15 protein-coding genes, 1 tRNA gene and 1 pseudogene are annotated in these 16,791 nt (G+C 62.1%); 15 read left to right on the forward strand and 2 right to left on the reverse strand.

All coding sequences use genetic code 11. From position 1 onward, the window contains the following. Complete coding sequence (locus tag KUL25_RS11785; protein WP_257893113.1) at positions 1-942, forward strand: 2-hydroxyacid dehydrogenase; 942 nt, start codon at positions 1-3, stop codon at positions 940-942. A gap of 66 nt (positions 943-1,008) precedes the next feature. Here the strand turns inward: KUL25_RS11785 and KUL25_RS11790 are convergent, their stop codons facing one another. Beyond that, positions 1,009-1,782, reverse strand: a complete 774-nt coding sequence (locus KUL25_RS11790) for an SseB family protein (protein ID WP_282563163.1) — start codon at positions 1,780-1,782, stop codon at positions 1,009-1,011. After that, the gene (locus KUL25_RS11795) at positions 1,779-2,375 is read right to left on the reverse strand and encodes a uracil-DNA glycosylase family protein (protein ID WP_257893114.1); all 597 of its coding nucleotides are present in this window, start codon (positions 2,373-2,375) and stop codon (positions 1,779-1,781) included. Before KUL25_RS11795 ends, KUL25_RS11790 begins: the two co-directional genes overlap by 4 nt. A 102-nt stretch (positions 2,376-2,477) precedes the next feature. On the opposite strand from KUL25_RS11795, the gene KUL25_RS11800 reads away from it, so the two are divergent. From KUL25_RS11800 to KUL25_RS11865, 14 genes and pseudogenes are all read left to right on the forward strand, one after another. After that, a complete protein-coding gene (locus tag KUL25_RS11800; RefSeq protein WP_257893115.1) occupies positions 2,478-2,822 on the forward strand; it encodes an ArsR/SmtB family transcription factor in 345 nt (114 codons plus the stop codon). Then, complete coding sequence (locus tag KUL25_RS11805; protein ID WP_257893116.1) at positions 2,815-3,840, forward strand: permease; 1,026 nt, start codon at positions 2,815-2,817, stop codon at positions 3,838-3,840. The genes KUL25_RS11800 and KUL25_RS11805 overlap by 8 nt, the downstream gene beginning before the upstream one ends. Positions 3,841-3,899: 59 nt before the next feature. After that, positions 3,900-5,162, forward strand: coding sequence for a Na+/H+ antiporter NhaA (locus KUL25_RS11810; RefSeq protein WP_257893117.1), 1,263 nt, complete (start codon positions 3,900-3,902; stop codon positions 5,160-5,162). A gap of 163 nt (positions 5,163-5,325) precedes the next feature. Next, positions 5,326-5,985 carry an ABC transporter ATP-binding protein gene (locus KUL25_RS11815; protein ID WP_068359068.1) on the forward strand — a complete coding sequence of 220 codons (660 nt, stop codon included), beginning with the start codon at positions 5,326-5,328 and terminating at the stop codon, positions 5,983-5,985. Continuing rightward, entirely contained in the window at positions 5,963-7,705 is a 1,743-nt protein-coding gene (locus KUL25_RS11820; protein ID WP_257893118.1) for a KpsE/RkpR family capsule polysaccharide export protein, read from the forward strand. The genes KUL25_RS11815 and KUL25_RS11820 overlap by 23 nt, the downstream gene beginning before the upstream one ends. 51 nt (positions 7,706-7,756) lie before the next feature. Next, positions 7,757-8,590, forward strand: a complete 834-nt coding sequence (gene kdsA, locus KUL25_RS11825) for a 3-deoxy-8-phosphooctulonate synthase (protein ID WP_257893119.1) — start codon at positions 7,757-7,759, stop codon at positions 8,588-8,590. After that, the gene (locus tag KUL25_RS11830) at positions 8,587-9,906 is read left to right on the forward strand and encodes a mechanosensitive ion channel family protein (RefSeq protein WP_257893120.1); all 1,320 of its coding nucleotides are present in this window, start codon (positions 8,587-8,589) and stop codon (positions 9,904-9,906) included. Before kdsA ends, KUL25_RS11830 begins: the two co-directional genes overlap by 4 nt. A gap of 75 nt (positions 9,907-9,981) precedes the next feature. After that, positions 9,982-10,056: transfer RNA gene (locus KUL25_RS11835), tRNA-Gln, on the forward strand. A gap of 321 nt (positions 10,057-10,377) precedes the next feature. Further along, positions 10,378-10,818, forward strand: a pseudogene (locus KUL25_RS11840) (hypothetical protein); the annotation flags it as partial. Between the two features lie 180 nt (positions 10,819-10,998). Next, entirely contained in the window at positions 10,999-12,195 is a 1,197-nt protein-coding gene (locus KUL25_RS11845) for an asparagine synthetase B family protein (RefSeq protein WP_345791021.1), read from the forward strand. 47 nt (positions 12,196-12,242) lie between these two features. Further along, on the forward strand, positions 12,243-13,241 hold the full coding sequence (gene pseB, locus KUL25_RS11850; RefSeq protein WP_257893121.1) for a UDP-N-acetylglucosamine 4,6-dehydratase (inverting): 999 nt from the start codon (positions 12,243-12,245) through the stop codon (positions 13,239-13,241). Then, entirely contained in the window at positions 13,241-14,392 is a 1,152-nt protein-coding gene (gene pseC / locus KUL25_RS11855; RefSeq protein WP_257893122.1) for a UDP-4-amino-4,6-dideoxy-N-acetyl-beta-L-altrosamine transaminase, read from the forward strand. Before pseB ends, pseC begins: the two co-directional genes overlap by 1 nt. Beyond that, the gene (pseF, locus tag KUL25_RS11860) at positions 14,389-16,113 is read left to right on the forward strand and encodes a pseudaminic acid cytidylyltransferase (protein WP_257893123.1); all 1,725 of its coding nucleotides are present in this window, start codon (positions 14,389-14,391) and stop codon (positions 16,111-16,113) included. The genes pseC and pseF overlap by 4 nt, the downstream gene beginning before the upstream one ends. Beyond that, positions 16,110-16,784 carry a formyltransferase family protein gene (locus KUL25_RS11865; RefSeq protein WP_257893124.1) on the forward strand — a complete coding sequence of 225 codons (675 nt, stop codon included), beginning with the start codon at positions 16,110-16,112 and terminating at the stop codon, positions 16,782-16,784. The genes pseF and KUL25_RS11865 overlap by 4 nt, the downstream gene beginning before the upstream one ends. Positions 16,785-16,791 lie beyond the last annotated feature (7 nt).

Here is a 16,791-nt window from a genome sequence, read left to right on the forward strand (position 1 = left end):
ATGACAGCCCCCACGATTCTTTTCGCCGCCAAGCCCGAGCGGTGGGCCACTTACGAGCCGCACCTGCGGCTCGCACTTTCGGCGGCGGGTGTCAGCGACGCCAACCTGACGCTTCAGGCCGATCCCGCAGAAGTCGACTACATCGTCTATGCGCCCAATTCCGCAGTGCAGGATTTCACCCCCTACACGCGCCTGAAGGCGGTCCTGAATCTCTGGGCCGGGGTCGAGGACGTGACGGACAACGCCACCTTGAAGGTGCCACTGGCGCGCATGGTAGATGAGGGACTGACCGAGGGCATGGTGGAATGGTGCGTCGGCCATGCACTGCGCCACCACCTTGGAATGGATGCCCATATCCACGGTCAGGACGGGGTCTGGCGCAATGGCGACGTGCCGCCGCTGGCACGCCATCGGGGCGTGACGGTTCTGGGCCTTGGTGCCTTGGGCGAAGCGGTGGCAACCGCGCTTGCGGGCCTTGGGTTTGCCGTGGCGGGCTGGTCGCGCTCGGCCAAGGACATCGAGGGCGTGCAGACTTTCAATGGCGTGGACGGCTTGTTCAGGGCGCTTTCCTCTGCGCAGATCGTGATCCTGCTACTGCCCGACACGCCCGCCACCGAGAATATCCTCAACGCAGACACCCTCGCCCAACTTCCGAAAGGGGCGATGATCATCAATCCGGGCCGTGGGCCCCTGATCGACGACGACGCCTTGCTCGCGGCGCTGGATACGGGTCATATCGCCCACGCCACCCTTGATGTCTTCCGGACCGAGCCCCTGCCCCAAGATCACCCCTACTGGGCGCACCCGAACGTCACGGTGACGCCGCACATCGCCTCGGAAACCCGCCCCAAGACCGCCTCTCAGGTCATCGCCGAGAACATCTGGCGCGGCGAGACGGGCGCGCCCTTCCTTCACCTCGTCGACCGGACGCTTGGGTACTAGGCCTCTAATTCCCCGTTCCGAAAATATCCCGGGGAGCCCGAGGGGTTGGCCCCTCGGACCCGTCGCCTACCGCAAGCGCGGCGGCTTGTCGGGGTCGCTGCCCGGCGCAACAGGCGCAATCGGATCCGCCAATTGCGGCAGATCGAACCGCAATCCGACCTTCGCGAAAGTCGCGCACATCGGATCCGACGCCCTGAAAAACCCCACGTCCAAGCTTCCCGCTTCCAACCCCGAGAAGCTCAGCGCATCGCCCACCAATTGCGCCAGGGCACCCTCATAGCCGTCCATCGCCTCGACAAAGGCCAACAGGTGCCCACGCCTTCCGTCGTCGTGGCGCGTCGCCACAAGATAGGCAAGGGACGCGCGACCGTGGGTGGTGGCAAGACGCGCATCCAGGGCGGTCAGCAGCGTCTCGGGCAGGCCGTCGGGCGGCAGAATTTCGTCAGGCCGGTCCTCGATCGCCTCGGGCGCTTGGCTGAGCGTGCCGGCCAGCCAGCCAATCGCCTCACCCTCCAGAACCGTCTCGTACGCGGTGCCCAAATTGACCGCCAAGCCCAGTCCGGCCTCCGCCAACATGCCCGCCATCACCCGGCCCGACATGCCCACGAAAGGCGCGATGTCGCCTGCAAAGGCGGCAAGGCGTTCTTCCCGGTCAAAGGCCACCACCAGATCCGCGCCGTCCACGCCAAAGACCTTCGGGCGGATGCGATCGCCTTCTGCCTCGTCTTCCAGCAGCAGGAACATCTCGGAGGCGGCGAGGCGGTCAAACCAGGCCAGACGCAGTTTTGCGTCATCGGGGGCGGCATCCATCGCCGCGAAGGCGTCGTCCAGGGGGGTCATTCGTTCAATACCTCTGCCACGCGGGCGCGCAGGACCGGCAAAAGCGCGTCCTCGAACCACGGGTTTCGTTTGAGCCACGCGGTATTGCGCCACGACGGATGAGGCAAGGGAAAGACCGTGGGCGCATGGTCGCGCCATGCCGCCACCCGCGCGGTGACGGGAACCTTGCCGCCCAGATGCCAGGCTTGCGCGTAGCCACCGATCAGCAAGGTCAAGCGCACGTCGGAAAGCGCCTCGACGATCAGCGCGCGCCATGTGGCGGCGCAGATTTTGGGTGGCGGCAGATCCGAGCCCTTTGCGTCATAGCCCGGAAAACAGAACGCCATCGGCACGATCGCCACGTGGCTGCGGTCGTAGAAAGTGGCCTCGTCGATCCCCATCCAGTCCCGCAATCGGTCGCCTGATCGATCCCAGAACGGCGTGTTGGCGACGTGTACGCGCATTCCCGGCGCCTGGCTGGCAATCAGGATGCGCGCGCCCGGTTGAAACCAGACCACGGGGTTGGGGCGGTGGCTCGTCGCCGTTGCTGCGAACCGCTCGGCGCAAAGGCGACAGGTGCCAAGGTCTTGGGCGATGGCGCGAAGGTCTGACATGGGGCGCAACCTATACCATGGGTAGCTTGCGAAAAGGGGTCGCCGAAAAGGGGCCAATAAAAGGGGCTTGCGTCGCTTCTTAATTTCTATAATCATAGAAACATGAAACAGACAGCCCTCCCCCTCCCCGAACTGACCCTTGCGGCCACTGCGTTTGCCGCGCTCGGGTCCGAGCAGCGCCTCGCCATCGTGCGCAGACTTGTGCGCGCAGGCCCCGAGGGCTTGCCGATGGGAGAGCTGGGGGAAGCCGTGGGTGTAACGGGCTCTGTCCTGACCCATCACCTGAAACAGCTGGTGTCCGCGGGCCTCGTGGCCCAACGCAAGGACGGGCGGCGCATCCTGTCGCACATCGATCACAGCGCGATCGAGGCGCTTTCCGCGTTTCTGATCGCTGAATGCTGCGCCGATATGGGCGGGCATGGTTCTGACGGAGGTCAAGATGGCTGACCAAACCCTTCCCCCTCGCCTGTTCCCTCAACTTTGGGGCCGAATTGACAAGGTGGCCCTCACCTTCGTCCTGATCCTTGCGGTTCTGTCGTTCTTCGATCGCCCCGCCGTCGTGCCGACCCTTGCCGAGACCTGGGAACATTTCAGCGGGACCTTGCCGTTAATTCTTTTTGCGGTCGCCGCAATCGGCGTGATGAAAGCCACCGGGTCCGAGCGTTTGCTGGACGGCGCGTTCGCGGGCCGCGAGGCGCGGATGATCGTTGTGGGGGCATTGGCGGGCGGGCTTTCGCCCTTCTGTTCGTGCGAGGTGATTCCGTTTGTGGCCGCGCTGCTCGCGGCCGGTGCGCCGCTCAGCGCCGTAATGGCGTTCTGGCTGGCCTCGCCGCTGATGGACCCGGCGATGTTTGCAATTACCGCAGGCGGGCTGGGATATGACTTTGCCATCGCCAAGACCGTTGCCGCCGTGGCCCTTGGCATTTTCGGCGGCAACGTGGTGATGACCTTCGCCAGAACGCCGGTCTTCGCCGATCCCCTGCGGACACGACCCACGATCAGCGGCTGCTGCACACCAAAGAAAACAACGCTCAACTGGCGTTTCTGGCAAGAGGCCGACCGCCGCGCGACCTTCGCACAAGCCGCGTGGGAAAACTTCGTCTTCCTTGGCAAATGGCTGATGCTGGCTTACCTGCTGCAATCGCTGCTGATTGCCTATGTCCCCGCGTCTCTGATCGCCACGATTGTCGGCGGAGGTGGCATTGGCCCGATCATCGTAGGTGCCCTTGTGGGTGCGCCCGCATACCTCAACGGCTATGCCGCCGTACCTCTGATCGCGGGCATGTTGGAACAGGGCATGAGCCAGGGAGCGGCCATGTCCTTCGTGATCGCAGGGGGTGTCAGCTGCATTCCCGCCGCCGTCGCTGTCTGGGCCCTTGTGAAGCCACGCGTGTTCATCGCCTACCTTGGCTTGGCGTTGGTGGGGGCAATCATGGCGGGCATGGTCTGGAGCCTGATCGCCTAGGATATGGACGCCCCGCTGCCCATTGGTTAATCAGCCATGGACGGCAACAGGGGATGGCTATGTATCGGGTATGGAATTTCATCACCGGATATTCGTTGCTTCTGATCTCCGGGGCGGTCATCGCACTGGTCTGGGCGAATATCGACGTCGACAGTTACCGCCATTTCACCCAGTTCGTTATCTGGGCCGACGCCCCCATTGGGCACTTGCTCGTCGACAGCAATGGCCATGCCGTCCGAGACCTCACCCTGCACTATCTGGTGAACGACATCCTGATGGCGCTATTCTTCGCGATTGCCGCGAAAGAGGTCTGGGAGGCCGTGATCCTGAAGAATGGTTCGATGCGCGGCAAAAAGGCCGCGACGCCGCTGGTGGCGACACTGGGTGGCATGATCGGGCCGATCTGCGTCTACCTTGGCATTGCATATTTCCTTGGCTCCACGACGTTTGATGCGGTCGCGAACGGGTGGGCCATTCCGACTGCCACCGATATCGCGTTCTCCTATCTTGTGGGGCGTCTGGTCTTCGGGGCCGGTCACCCGGCGGTGCGGTTCCTGCTGCTACTGGCCATTGCCGATGATGCGGCGGGCCTGCTGATCCTTGCGATATTCTACCCCTCGGGCGATCTGGCCCCTGTCTGGTTTCTGCTGTCGTTTGGCGCAGCCGTCGGCGTCTATGTATTGGCGAACTGGCTGCCCCGCTATCTGGACCGGGGCGATCAATTGCGCCGCCGGTCGACCTGGGTCCGCCACAAGTTGTCGTTCTGGCCCTATGCCCTGATGGGCTGCGCCAGTTGGTACGGCTTCATGCAATCGGGTCTGCATCCGGCGCTCGGCCTTTTGCCCATCGTGTTGACGGTCCCCCATGCAGACCGCGCATTCGGCATCTTTTCGGCGGCGGAAGAGCATTTGCACGATCTTCTGAACACCATGGAACACGCGCTGAAATATCCGGTCGAGATTATTCTGGGCCTATTCGGCCTGATGAACGCGGGCGTCGCATTCTCGGCCATGGGCGAGGCCACATGGCTGGTTCTTGCCGGTCTTCTGATCGGCAAGCCCATTGGCATCATCGTATTTGGTTGGCTGGCCGCCAAACCGCTCGGTCTGGGCTTGCCACATGGCATGCGAATGATCGATCTTGTGGTGATCGGCTGCGTGGCCGCCATCGGCTTCACCGTCCCGCTTTTCGTGGCCTCGGTCGCCTTTGACCCAGGTCCGGTGCAGGATGCGGCGAAGATGGGGGCGCTGTTCTCGTTCGGGGCGGCCGTCATCTCGATCGTTGTGGGCAAGCTGACGCAGGTCCAAAAACAACACCTTTAAGTCCACCCCTGCCCCCGGGTTGCGACATTTGGCCGAAAATACCCTGTGACTGGCAGGCAAAATGGACATAATACTGCCCTAATGGGACCGTATGTTTCCGATGTGGTGACACTTCGCGTCTAAGACGGGGTGCGCTGGCAGGCAATTTTGGGCGGCGTAAACGATGTTGGAGTTTTCGGGAGTATCGAAATCCTTTTGGACCGGGGAACGCCGCAAGGTGATCCTGGACCGGGCCTCTTTTCGCGTAGATATCGGTTATTCCATGGGCATTCTGGCGCCCAACGGCACCGGCAAGACGACCCTCATCAAGATGATGTGCGGTCTGGAGAAGCCCGATGAAGGAACGATCACACGCAATGCGCGGATCTCGTTCCCGTTGGGGTTCATGGGCGGTGTCATCACCAAACTCTCGGCGATGGAAAACGCGCGCTACATCGCGCAACTCTATGGCCTTGACCCAGACTACGTGGAGGCGTTCTGCCGCTGGGTCTGCGGGATCGAAGAATACTTCGACATGCCCGTGGGTACTTATTCCGCAGGAATGCGGTCCCGGTTCAACTTCTCGCTCCTTTTGGCGTTGGAATTTGATATCTATCTAATTGATGAAGGCATGCCGAGTTCCACAGACGCCGAGTTCAATCGGCGCGCGGGCGGTATCCTGGCAGAGCGGCTGAAAAGCGCGACTGTGATCATCGTGTCGCATCAGACGACAACGCTAGAGAAATTTGCGCGTCGCGCCGCTGTTCTGAGGGATGGCAAACTGTATCAGTTCGACACGCTGGAAGAGGCAAAGCAGCTTTATGACTATGAAACCCAAGGCTAGGAAGTTCCGCATCCGCCGCACGGACGGCGTGGCCCCTACCGGTGAAACACGCCGTGCGGAAGCCGTTGACGCGCGCGAGGCGGCCACGGCCGCGCCTGCCGCTGCGCCCCCCACGCCACGCCAGGCGAGACCGCCAGAGGTCGAAGAAACCAGCCTGCCCAATGTCACCGACGACGGTTTTGGCGACATGGCCTTGCCCGGGTCGGCCGCGGCAGACCGCGCGGAGGCCGGGACCTCGGTTGAGGCTGAACTGGCCGCGATCCGGGCAGAAGGGCTGACGGGCCGACAACTGCGCATGGCGCGACGGGCGGCGCAGAAACACGGTTTGTCACCGTCGTCAGATTTCGACGCCGTGCGCCAATTGCGCAAGCGCGGGCTCGACCCGTTCGGCCAGTCCAACATGCTGGAACTGGTCGTCAACGAAAACAAGGGCGCCGAGGCGAAGGCGGCCCCCGCCGGGGCCGCACCCGCCGGCAACACCCTGCCCGTGCGCGCCGCGACGGCGCAGGTTCCCGCAACGCAGGTTGCGCCCCCGCCACCGCCCGCAGGCGTTGCCCATACCGCGGAATCGCGCGCGACCGAGATCATGAACGTGCAGCGCGATATCGCCAATCGGCGGCGCCGCAAGCTGATCCAACTGGCCACCCGATTGGCGCTGTTTGTGCTGCTGCCAACGATGCTGGTCAGCTACTACTACTACGTCGTTGCCACGCCGCTTTACGCGACCCACACGGAATTCGTGATCCAGAAGGCCGAAGCATCGGCGGGTGGCAGTGGTCTGGGCGGACTTCTGGGGGGCACCAGCTTTGCCACCGTTCAGGAATCGATCACGGTCCAAAGCTACCTTGAAAGCCGCGAAGCGATGTTGCGTCTCGATGAGGAGCTGAATTTCCGCGAGCATTTCTCGGGCGACGATATCGATCCGCTGGTTCGATTGGCGCCCGACGCCACGGCCGAGCAGATGTACAAGACTTACCTGCGCAACCTGACGATCGGCTACGACCCGACCGAGGGTTTGATCCGCATGGAGGTTCTGGCCGCCGATCCGGGCACGTCCCAAGCCTTTTCCGAGGCTTTGATCACCTACGCCGAAGAGCGCGTGGACCAGATGTCCTCGCGCTTGCGCGAAGACCAGATGGCGGGTGCCCGAGAGGCCTTCCAGGAGGCAGAAGAGCGGTCTTTGCTGGCGCAGATGCGTGTGCTGGAACTGCAAGAACAACGCGGTGTTCTGTCGGCCGAGGCCGAGGTGAACCAAGTCTTCAACCAGATCGCGACCTTCGAGATGCAGGTGGTCGAGCAACGGCTGCGGCTGGCCGAGATCAACGCCTCGCCTCGCCCCAATCCGACTCGCGTCCAAGTTGCCGAGGAAACCATCGCCCGCTACGAGCAATTGATCGCGGACCTGCGATCATCGCTGACAGAAGAGGACAATGGAGAGGTCTCGCTTGCGCGCATTCAGTCCGAGCTGGTCATTGCCCAAGCCGATCTGGAAACGCGGCAGTTGATGCTGACCGAAGCCATGCAGGGTATGGAATCGGCGCGGTCCGAGGCGAACCGACAGTCGCTCTATATCTCCATGGGCGTGTTCCCGATTGCGCCCGATGAGGCGGCCTATCCCAAGGCCTTCGAGAAGACGTTGCTTGCACTCGTCGTCTTTTCTGGCATCTACCTTCTGGTATCGATGACCGCCTCGATCTTGCGGGAACAGGTAAGCTCCTGATCCTGCCACCTCGGGGCCAACAGCTCCGACGGGGGCCCCGGGGGATCACAGATGAAGACGGTAGAGATTGGGGGATTGAGCGTATCAAACGCGGCGCCCCTCTTGGTGATCGCGGGGCCGTGCCAGTTGGAAAGCCTGGATCACGCGCGCATGATCGCTGGACATATGGCGCAGGTCTGCGCGGATGCGGGCGCCCAGTTCGTTTTCAAAGGCAGCTATGACAAAGCCAACCGCACGTCCCTTTCGGGAAAGCGAGGGCTTGGTATGGAAGCGGGTCTGGCGATCCTTGCGGCCATCCGCGAGGAATTCGGCTGCCCCGTCCTGACCGACGTTCACGCCCCTGAGCAGTGTACTCAGGCCGCTCAGGCCGTTGATATAATTCAAATTCCCGCATTTTTATGTCGACAGACCGACCTTTTGCTGGCCGCCGGAGAGAGTGGCGCGGCGATCAACATAAAAAAGGGCCAGTTCCTGGCCCCCTGGGATATGGCGAACGTGGCCGAGAAGGTGGCAAGCACCGGCAATGAGCGGCTGATGCTGACCGAACGCGGCGTTTCGTTCGGCTACAACGCCTTGGTCGCCGACATGCGATCCCTGCCGGAAATGGCCAAGACCGGCTATCCGGTGATCATGGATGCCACCCACGCCGTGGCGCAGCCCGGTGGACTTGGCGGATCATCGGGCGGACAGCGCGAATTCGCCCCCGTACTGGCCCGCGCCGCCGTGGCCCTTGGCATTGGCGGGGTCTTTCTGGAGACCCACGAAGCCCCTGATAATGCCCCCTCAGACGGGCCCAACATGATCGCGCTGGACGATATGGCCGATGTGATCGGCACGCTCATGGCGCTGGATGCCGTGGCCAAGGCGCACCCAGTGCGCCTATGATCAGAACGCTTCTCGCCACGCTGATCGCGGTTTCGCTATGTGGCCCGATCCTTGCCCAAACCCAAGGTAGCCAGCCCGATGGGACCATCGCGGTCGAAAGTGACCGGGCGCAGGACTTCGCAACGCGCGACAGGATCATGGCCATTCTGGGTCAACTCGACGGGTATGATGATGTCCGCGCCACCGTGTCCAACGGCATCGTGACGCTGCGCGGCACCGTTGTGGATGCCAGCAGGATCGGCGCCCTCAACGAATTGGTCGCGCGCGTCGAAGGCGTGGTCGCGATCGAGAACACGGTCACCGAAAGCACCGATGTGGTAGAGCGGCTGAACCCCGCCATCGCGCGGATGCAGGAACGGATCGAACAGGCGATTGCCTTCTCCCCCCTGATCCTTGTGGCCCTGAGCGCGGGTGCGCTGATGGTCGTCTTTGGCTTGTGGCTGGCGCGCCGCCAGTGGCCCTGGGATGCGATCGCGCCCAACGCGTTCATCGCAGACATCTATCGCCAGATCGTAAGGCTGGCCTTTGTCGTTCTCGGCATCGTGCTGGCGTTGGACCTGCTGAATGCCACAGCGCTTCTGGGCACCATTTTGGGTGCTGCGGGTATCGTTGGCCTCGCTATCGGTTTCGCCGTGCGCGACACGGTGGAAAACTTCATCTCGTCGATCATGCTGTCGATCCGCCAACCCTTCCGCCCCAAAGACCTGGTGGAGATCGATAGCGAGATGGGTCACGTCATCCGCCTGACCAGCCGCGCCACGATCCTCCTCAGCCTTGACGGAAACCATATACGAATCCCCAACTCGACCGTGTTCAAGGCGAAGATCACAAATTTTACCCGCAATGATGAGCGGCGCTTCACCTTCCTTGTCGGGATTGATCCCAATGCCGACATTGCCGAGGCGCAACGGATCATCCTTGCGGCCCTGACGGAGCTTCCGTTCGTGCTGGAGACGCCAGGCCCCGGCGTCTGGGTCGAAGGTCTTGGCGCGTCGACCATCGACATCACCGCCGCCGGTTGGATCAAGCAACACGAGACGGGCATCGGTATGGCGAAGGGCGAGGCGATCCGCGTCGTGAAAGCGCGCCTGGAAGAGTCCGGAATTTCCCTGCCGGAACCCACTTACCGACTGGTTGGCGCCGAAATTCCCGAAGCGGCGCACCCAGCCGCCGCCACCCCCACGCCCGCTGCGGCGCAGGTTGAGGTCCAGGACGTGGGCACCGATGACGGCGCCGCATTGAAAGAGATCATCGACACCGAACGCGAGGCTCTGCCCGGCGATGACCTGCTCCGCCGGGAAGCGCCGCAAGAATAGCGAAAATCCGGCACGGAAAAACGCAAACGAGGTCTTGATCCCCGTCCCAGTGCGTCGTATCCCCTCCGGCACAGTTGGGGTGTAGCCAAGCGGTAAGGCATCGGTTTTTGGTACCGTGTATCGTAGGTTCGAATCCTACCACCCCAGCCAGTTTACTGCACCAAGCTCAGACTGCCTGGACCTTTCGACGTCGGTGCACCGAACTTGGCATCACCCCGCATATTATTATAGCACGACAGACCGCTTAACTTTCATCTGATGCCGGGCAATTTGTCTCCATCCCGGTAGGCACCAAGCCAATTCAGCCGGTCTTGGAGCGGACGGCGTTTCTGTTGTGGAGCGGTTATGTGGGTTGTAGGAGCGCAGCGACAGCCGCTTTGATGTGAAGTGCGTCGGTTTCAATTTCACTGCCTCAGAGGTCTCGCAGATGTGTGGTTTAGTCTTTGCGCTCACGCGTGAACCGAACAAACAATTTATCCAGAAGGCAGCCGAGCTACAGCAGCATCTGGGCCTGACGGCAGCGGAGTTCATTTTGAGCGGATCGGTGACAGCCACATCGGCTTTGCGCACCAACGGCTGGCGCTTCTCGATCTCAGTGATCGAGGCTTGCAACCGATGCATTCCGAGTCGGGAAAGCTCACTATCCTGTTCAACGGCGAGATCTATAACTACCGCGAGTTGATCGCGCAGTTCGGCCTAAACAACCTGCAGAGCGATACTGACACCGAAGTCGCGTTGAAAGTGATTGAACGGGTCGGCATCGACGAGGCCTGTCGCGCCTTCAACGGCATGTGAGGCATTGTGGTTTGCGACCGCGAGGCGGGCCTCATCTATCTCAGCCGTGACAGACTCGGCAAGAAGCCGTTGAACTACACGCAGCGGGGCAGCAGCTTTTATGTGGCGTCCGAGGTGAAAGCCTTCTTTGCTTTGCCCGATTTTGATCCGACCCCCAATGCCACCGTCGCGGCCAGGTATCTTGGCCAAATTCTACAGAATGCGGACGAGTTGTCTTGGGTCGATGGTGTGCAAGGCCTGCCACCAGCCAGCATTGGTGAACTGCGTATTGATCGTCCGCACGACGGTTTGTCGAACGTGAGGCGCTATTGGACTGCAGACATGAGCCCTCTGAATCCAACTCTCCGGGATGAAGATCATTTGGCAACGCTGCGGGACTTGGTGTCCGATGCGACCCGGTTGCGCCTGCACGCCGACGTGCCGGTGGGTATTGCGCTGTCTGGCGGGCTCGACTCCTCTATTCTGGCCGCTGTCGCGGCTGAGGCACAGGCAGAAAACGGGGTTGCAGCCGCCCTGCTTTCGGTTGTGCACCCGGGCGCTGCCGATGACGAAAGTGAGTTCGTCCATGCCATGGCGTCTCATCTGGGGTCCGACGTGACGCTTGTGTCGCTGGATATGGCGAGCGACGGGCCGGACGCGACCTACGATCTGATAAAACGATGCAACCATATGAACGACGGTCCGCTCTCGTCGCTCTCCTCAGTTCTGTTTTACAAACTGATGGAACAGGCCCGCGCCCGGAACATCACCGCGATCCTCACCGGCCAAGGCGCGGACGAGGCGTTTTGCGGCTACCGCAAGTTCCCGTTCTTGGAAGCCAAGTCGCGGTTAAAGTCCGGTCGCATCCTATCTGGCACCGGGTTTCTTGCGAATTTCATCAGCAACGGCACGATGCTCGGGCAGTTCAAGTTCTCTGAGGCCAAACGCTACCTGGGAGCCAAGAATGCCTCGATCCTCGGGCCCGCCGCCAAAGAGGCCTACGCGCCCATCGACCTGTCAGAGATCGGAGGCGGCATTGCCAACCGGCAGTTATTGGACATCGAGCGGCTGAGTGTGCCGTACCTGTGCCACTATGAGGACCGCATGTCGATGGCAATGTCGCGCGAGGTCCGCTCGCCGTTCCTCGACTACAGAGTACTCGAGATGGGGTTGAAACTGCCCGTGCATCTGAAGATGCAGCGTGGCTGGACGAAGTACGCCCTGCGCAAAGCATTCGAAGACAAGCTGCCTGCCTCGATCTCCTGGCGCAAGGACAAGAAAGGCTTCGTGAATCCTGAAGCAGATTGGTTCAAAGGCGAATTGCGCGCGCGGGTGCTCGATTTGATGGGCGATCCGGCTAATCCTGTCTACCAGTTGGGGCTGGTTGATCGTGCGACCTACCTCGACCTTTACACGTCCTTCTGTAACGGGGATAACCGCATTTGGTTCAGGGACGTTTTCGCCCCGTTTTCGCTCTCCCTTTGGCTTGCAGACTGGAAGAGCAGAGCCAATTGATCACAAGCCGCTCTGCGCGGCACCAAACTCTTTCGGACCTACACCCCATGTTTGAAAAAAGCACAATTCTTGTCACCGGCGGCACCGGATCTTTTGGCAATACGTTCATTCCAATGACCTTGGAGAAGTATGATCCTGCGAAGATCATTGTGTTGTCGCGCGATGAGATGAAGCAGTGGGACATGGCCAAGAAGTTCAAGGACGACCCTCGGGTGCGGTTCTTCATCGGCGATGTGCGCGACCGGGATCGTCTGTACCGGGCGCTTGACGGGGTGGATTACGTGGTGCACGCGGCGGCCACCAAGATCGTGCCGACGGCGGAATACAACCCGTTCGAATGTGTGAAGACCAACATTAACGGTGCGATGAACCTGATCGATGCCTGCATCGACAAGGGCGTGAAGCGTATCGTGGCGCTGTCCACCGACAAGGCGTCCAGCCCGATCAACCTTTATGGCGCGACGAAACTGGCGTCTGACAAGCTGTTTGTCGCGGGCAACGCCTATTCCGGCGAGCATGAGACACGCTTTTCCGTCGTGCGCTACGGCAATGTCATGGGCTCGCGCGGGTCGGTCATTCCGTTCTTCCGCTCTATCCGTGACAGCGGCGTTTTGCCGATCACCGACCCGCGCATGACCCGCTTCATGATCACACTGGAACAGGGCGTAGAGCTGGTCTGGCACGCGTTCGAGGACATGGAAGGCGGAGAGATCTACGTCAAGAAGATCCCCTCCATGGTCATCGGTGATATCGCCACCGCCGTGGCGCCCGAGGCCAAGCAGGAAACCATCGGCATCCGCCCCGGCGAGAAGCTGCACGAGCAGATGATCGGTCCCGAAGACGCGCCCCATACGTTCGAGTATGACAAGCATTTCAAGATCCTGCCCAACATCAACAACTGGTCTTCCACCACGTCGCGGATCAAGGATGGTCGCCCCGTGGCCGAAGGGTTCCTCTATTCCAGCGACAACAACAAGGACTGGATGAAGCCCGAAGATCTGGAGGCCTGGATCACCGCCAACGAGCACAAAATCGGAGCCATCTGATGATCCCCTACGGCCGCCAGGACATCACGCAGGATGACATCGACGGTGTGCTGGAGGTCCTGACGTCGGATTTCCTGACGCAAGGCCCGCGCGTGCCCGCGTTCGAGGATGCCTTGGCCTCCCACATCGGGGCGCCCCACGCCGTGGCCGTGAACTCGGCCACCTCGGCGCTGCATATCGCATGTCTGGCGCTTGGCCTTGGGGCCGGTGACCGGTTGTGGACCTCGCCCATCACCTTCGTGGCCTCGGCCAATGCGGGGCTATACTGTGGGGCAGAGGTCGATTTCGTCGATATCGACGCAGAGACCTTCAACATTTGCCCCAAGGCGCTGGCAGCAAAGCTGGAACTGGCGGAACGAGAGGGGACACTGCCCAAGATCGTCGTGCCCGTGGATATGTGCGGCCAATCCTGTGACATGGCGGCGATCCGGGCGCTGGCGGACCAATACGGCTTCAAGATCATCGAGGACGCCAGCCACGCCATCGGCGGGCGCTACCGCGATGCCTTCGTCGGCGCCCATGGCCTTGCCGATATCACCGTTTTCAGTTTCCACCCGGTGAAGATCATTACCACGGCGGAAGGCGGCATGGCCGTCACGAACGACACCGATCTGGCGCGCAAGATGGGCTATTTTCGATCCCACGGCGTGACCCGCGACGCCGATCTGATGGAGGGCGACAGCGACGGTCCGTGGTACTACCAACAGATCGACCTCGGATATAACTACCGCATGACCGAGATGCAGGCCGCCCTTGGCGTGACACAGTTACAGCGGCTGGACGCCTATGTTGCGGCGCGCGCGGCGCGGGCGGATCGCTATGACGCGGAGCTTGCCGGGCTGGCGTTGGACCTGCCGGGGCGCTTGGAAGATGCGTCGTCGTCCTGGCACCTCTACGTCATTCGCCTGCAAGACGCGGCCTCACGGCGCCCGGTGTTCGAGGGTCTGCGCGCGGCGGGCCTTGGGGTGAACGTTCACTATATCCCCGTGCATTTGCAGCCGCACTACCGCCGCATGGGCTTCAACCCCGGCGATTTCCCAGTGGCCGAGGATTATTATAGCCGCGCGATTTCCATCCCGCTTTATGCCACCATGAGCGACGAACAGCAGGCCGAAGTTATCTCGGCGATCAAGGCAGAGGTCGCGGCATGAGCCTGTGCGTCATCCCGGCGCGCGGCGGGTCCAAGCGCATCCCGCGCAAGAATGTCCGCCCATTCTTCGGCAAACCGATGATCGTCTGGTCGATCGAGGCGGCGCTGGCCTCAAACGTGTTCGATCATGTAATTGTCACGACCGACGACCCCGAGATTGCCGAGGTCGCCCGTGTCGCCGGGGCGGAAGTGCCATTCATGCGGCCCGCGAACCTGTCCGATGATGCCACACCAACGGTGCCCGTCATCGCCCATGCCGTGGACGAGGCCGAGGCGCTTTGGGGCCCGCAGGATTTTGTCTGTTGCCTCTATGCGACCGCCCCCTTCGTCTTGCCCGAGGATATCCGCAAAGCGCGCCTGCTACTCGACACGACCGAGGCCGATTACGCCTTCCCCGTCACTTCTTTTCCGTTCCCGATCCAGCGCGGCGTCTACCTGCGCGACGATGGCCGGATGGAGATGTTCCATCCCGAACACGCCCTCACCCGCAGTCAGGATCTGGAAGAGGCCTACCACGACGTGGGCCAGTTCTACTGGGGCCGCAAAGCCGCCTGGTTGGCGGGCAAGACCCTGATCGGCCCCGATGCCGCCCCGCTGATCATCCCACGCAGCCGCGCGCAGGACATCGACACGCCCGAGGATTGGGACCGCGCCGAGCAGCTGTTCGCAATGTTCCAGCACTCGCGCCGCAAGGTCCTGTTCCGCGCCGACGCGGGGCGTGAATTGGGCGTAGGCCATGTAATGCGCTGCCTAACCCTCGCCGATGAGATTGACGGCCAGGCCACCTTCGTCTGCAAGGACATCGACGGCCATCTGGAAGACGTGATCGCCGCGCGGGGCCATGTCGTCCACCTGCTCGACGCGGGCCTATCTGCGGCGGAGGATGCTGCTGCCGTAGCGGGGTTGGCGCAGGGCCATGATCTGGTGGTGATGGATCACTACGGCCTTGGTGCCGATTGGTCCAAGGCGATGCCTGCGCCTGTCATGGTCCTGGATGACGTTGCCGACCGTGCCCACGATTGTGCGGTGCTGCTGGACCAGAATTTGGGCCGTGAGGCCTCAGACTATAATGGTTTGGTCCCCGACGGGGCCGTGCGCCTGATTGGTCCTGAATACGCCCTGCTACGCCCGGAGTTTGCCTCCTACCGCACCGCCAGCCTTGCCCGCCGCGCCGAGGCAAATGGCGCGGTCAAGCGCCTGCTGATTTCTTTGGGTGGCGGAGACATGCAAAGTGTCGTGACGTGGATACTTGATGTGTTGCGCACCGTTCCGGGCACGCAATATCTGAGCATCGACATCATCCTTGGTGCCGCCGCAAAGAGCCCCGGCGTCGTGCAGTCCGCCGCAGAAGACCTCCCCTGCGCTGTCCAAATCCACTCAGACGTCGACAACATGGCCGAGCACATGGCCGGGGCCGATCTGATGATCGGCGCGGGCGGCAGCACATCGTGGGAACGGTGCGCGCTTGGGCTTCCGGTGATCGTCTTGCCGCTGGCCGATAACCAAATCCCCGCCGTCACTGCCATGGCGAAGGCGGGCATGGCGCGGGCGGTTAAACCGCATGACGACGACGCCCTGCGCGCGGCGCTGGAGGATCTGTTCGACAATCCCGACCAGATCGTCGCCATGTCCGCCGCCGCGGCTGCGGCTTGTGATGGAAAGGGCGCGGCGCGTGTTGCCGCAGTGCTTTCTGACATGCTTACCGCGAAGGCCAATCCATGACCGCTTCTTGGCCCAAACGGCGCCGCGTCAGCGTAATCAGCGATCCACCCGGCGGCTGGTTCACGCCCCACGCAGATGACCTTGCCGCGCGCCTGAATGCGGCGGGTCACGACGCGCAAACCTTTGACAAACAAGCCGATGTGCGCGAGGGCGACATCGCCTTCTACCTCAGCTGCACCGGCCTGACGCCGCCAGACCTGCTGACGCGTAACGCATGGAACCTGGTGGTCCACGCCAGTGATTTGCCCCGAGGGCGCGGATTCTCTCCACTCGTCTGGCAGGTTTTGGAGGGGCGCAACGACATCCCGCTGACGATGATCACCATGGCCGAGGCCGCGGACGCGGGCGATATCGTCATGCAGCGGCATCTGACGTTTCAGGGACACGAATTGAACGATGAGATGCGCACCCGGATGGGCGATGCCATTGTGGACATGTGCGTCGATCTTGTCACCGCGCCCACTCCGCCCACATCCCGCGCCCAAGAGGGGGAGCCGTCTTGGTATGACCGCCGCCGAGCAGATGACAGCCGACTAGATGTCAACAAGACGCTCGCCGAGCAATTCGACCTTCTGCGCGTCGTCGACAACGACCGCTACCCGGCCTTCTTCGACCACCGCGGACACCGCTACACCCTGAAAATCGAGAGACAGGAAGAGGCTTCAGAGTAAGATGCAA

The organism is Gymnodinialimonas phycosphaerae (genome assembly GCF_019195455.1).
GTDB lineage: Bacteria > Pseudomonadota > Alphaproteobacteria > Rhodobacterales > Rhodobacteraceae > Gymnodinialimonas > Gymnodinialimonas phycosphaerae.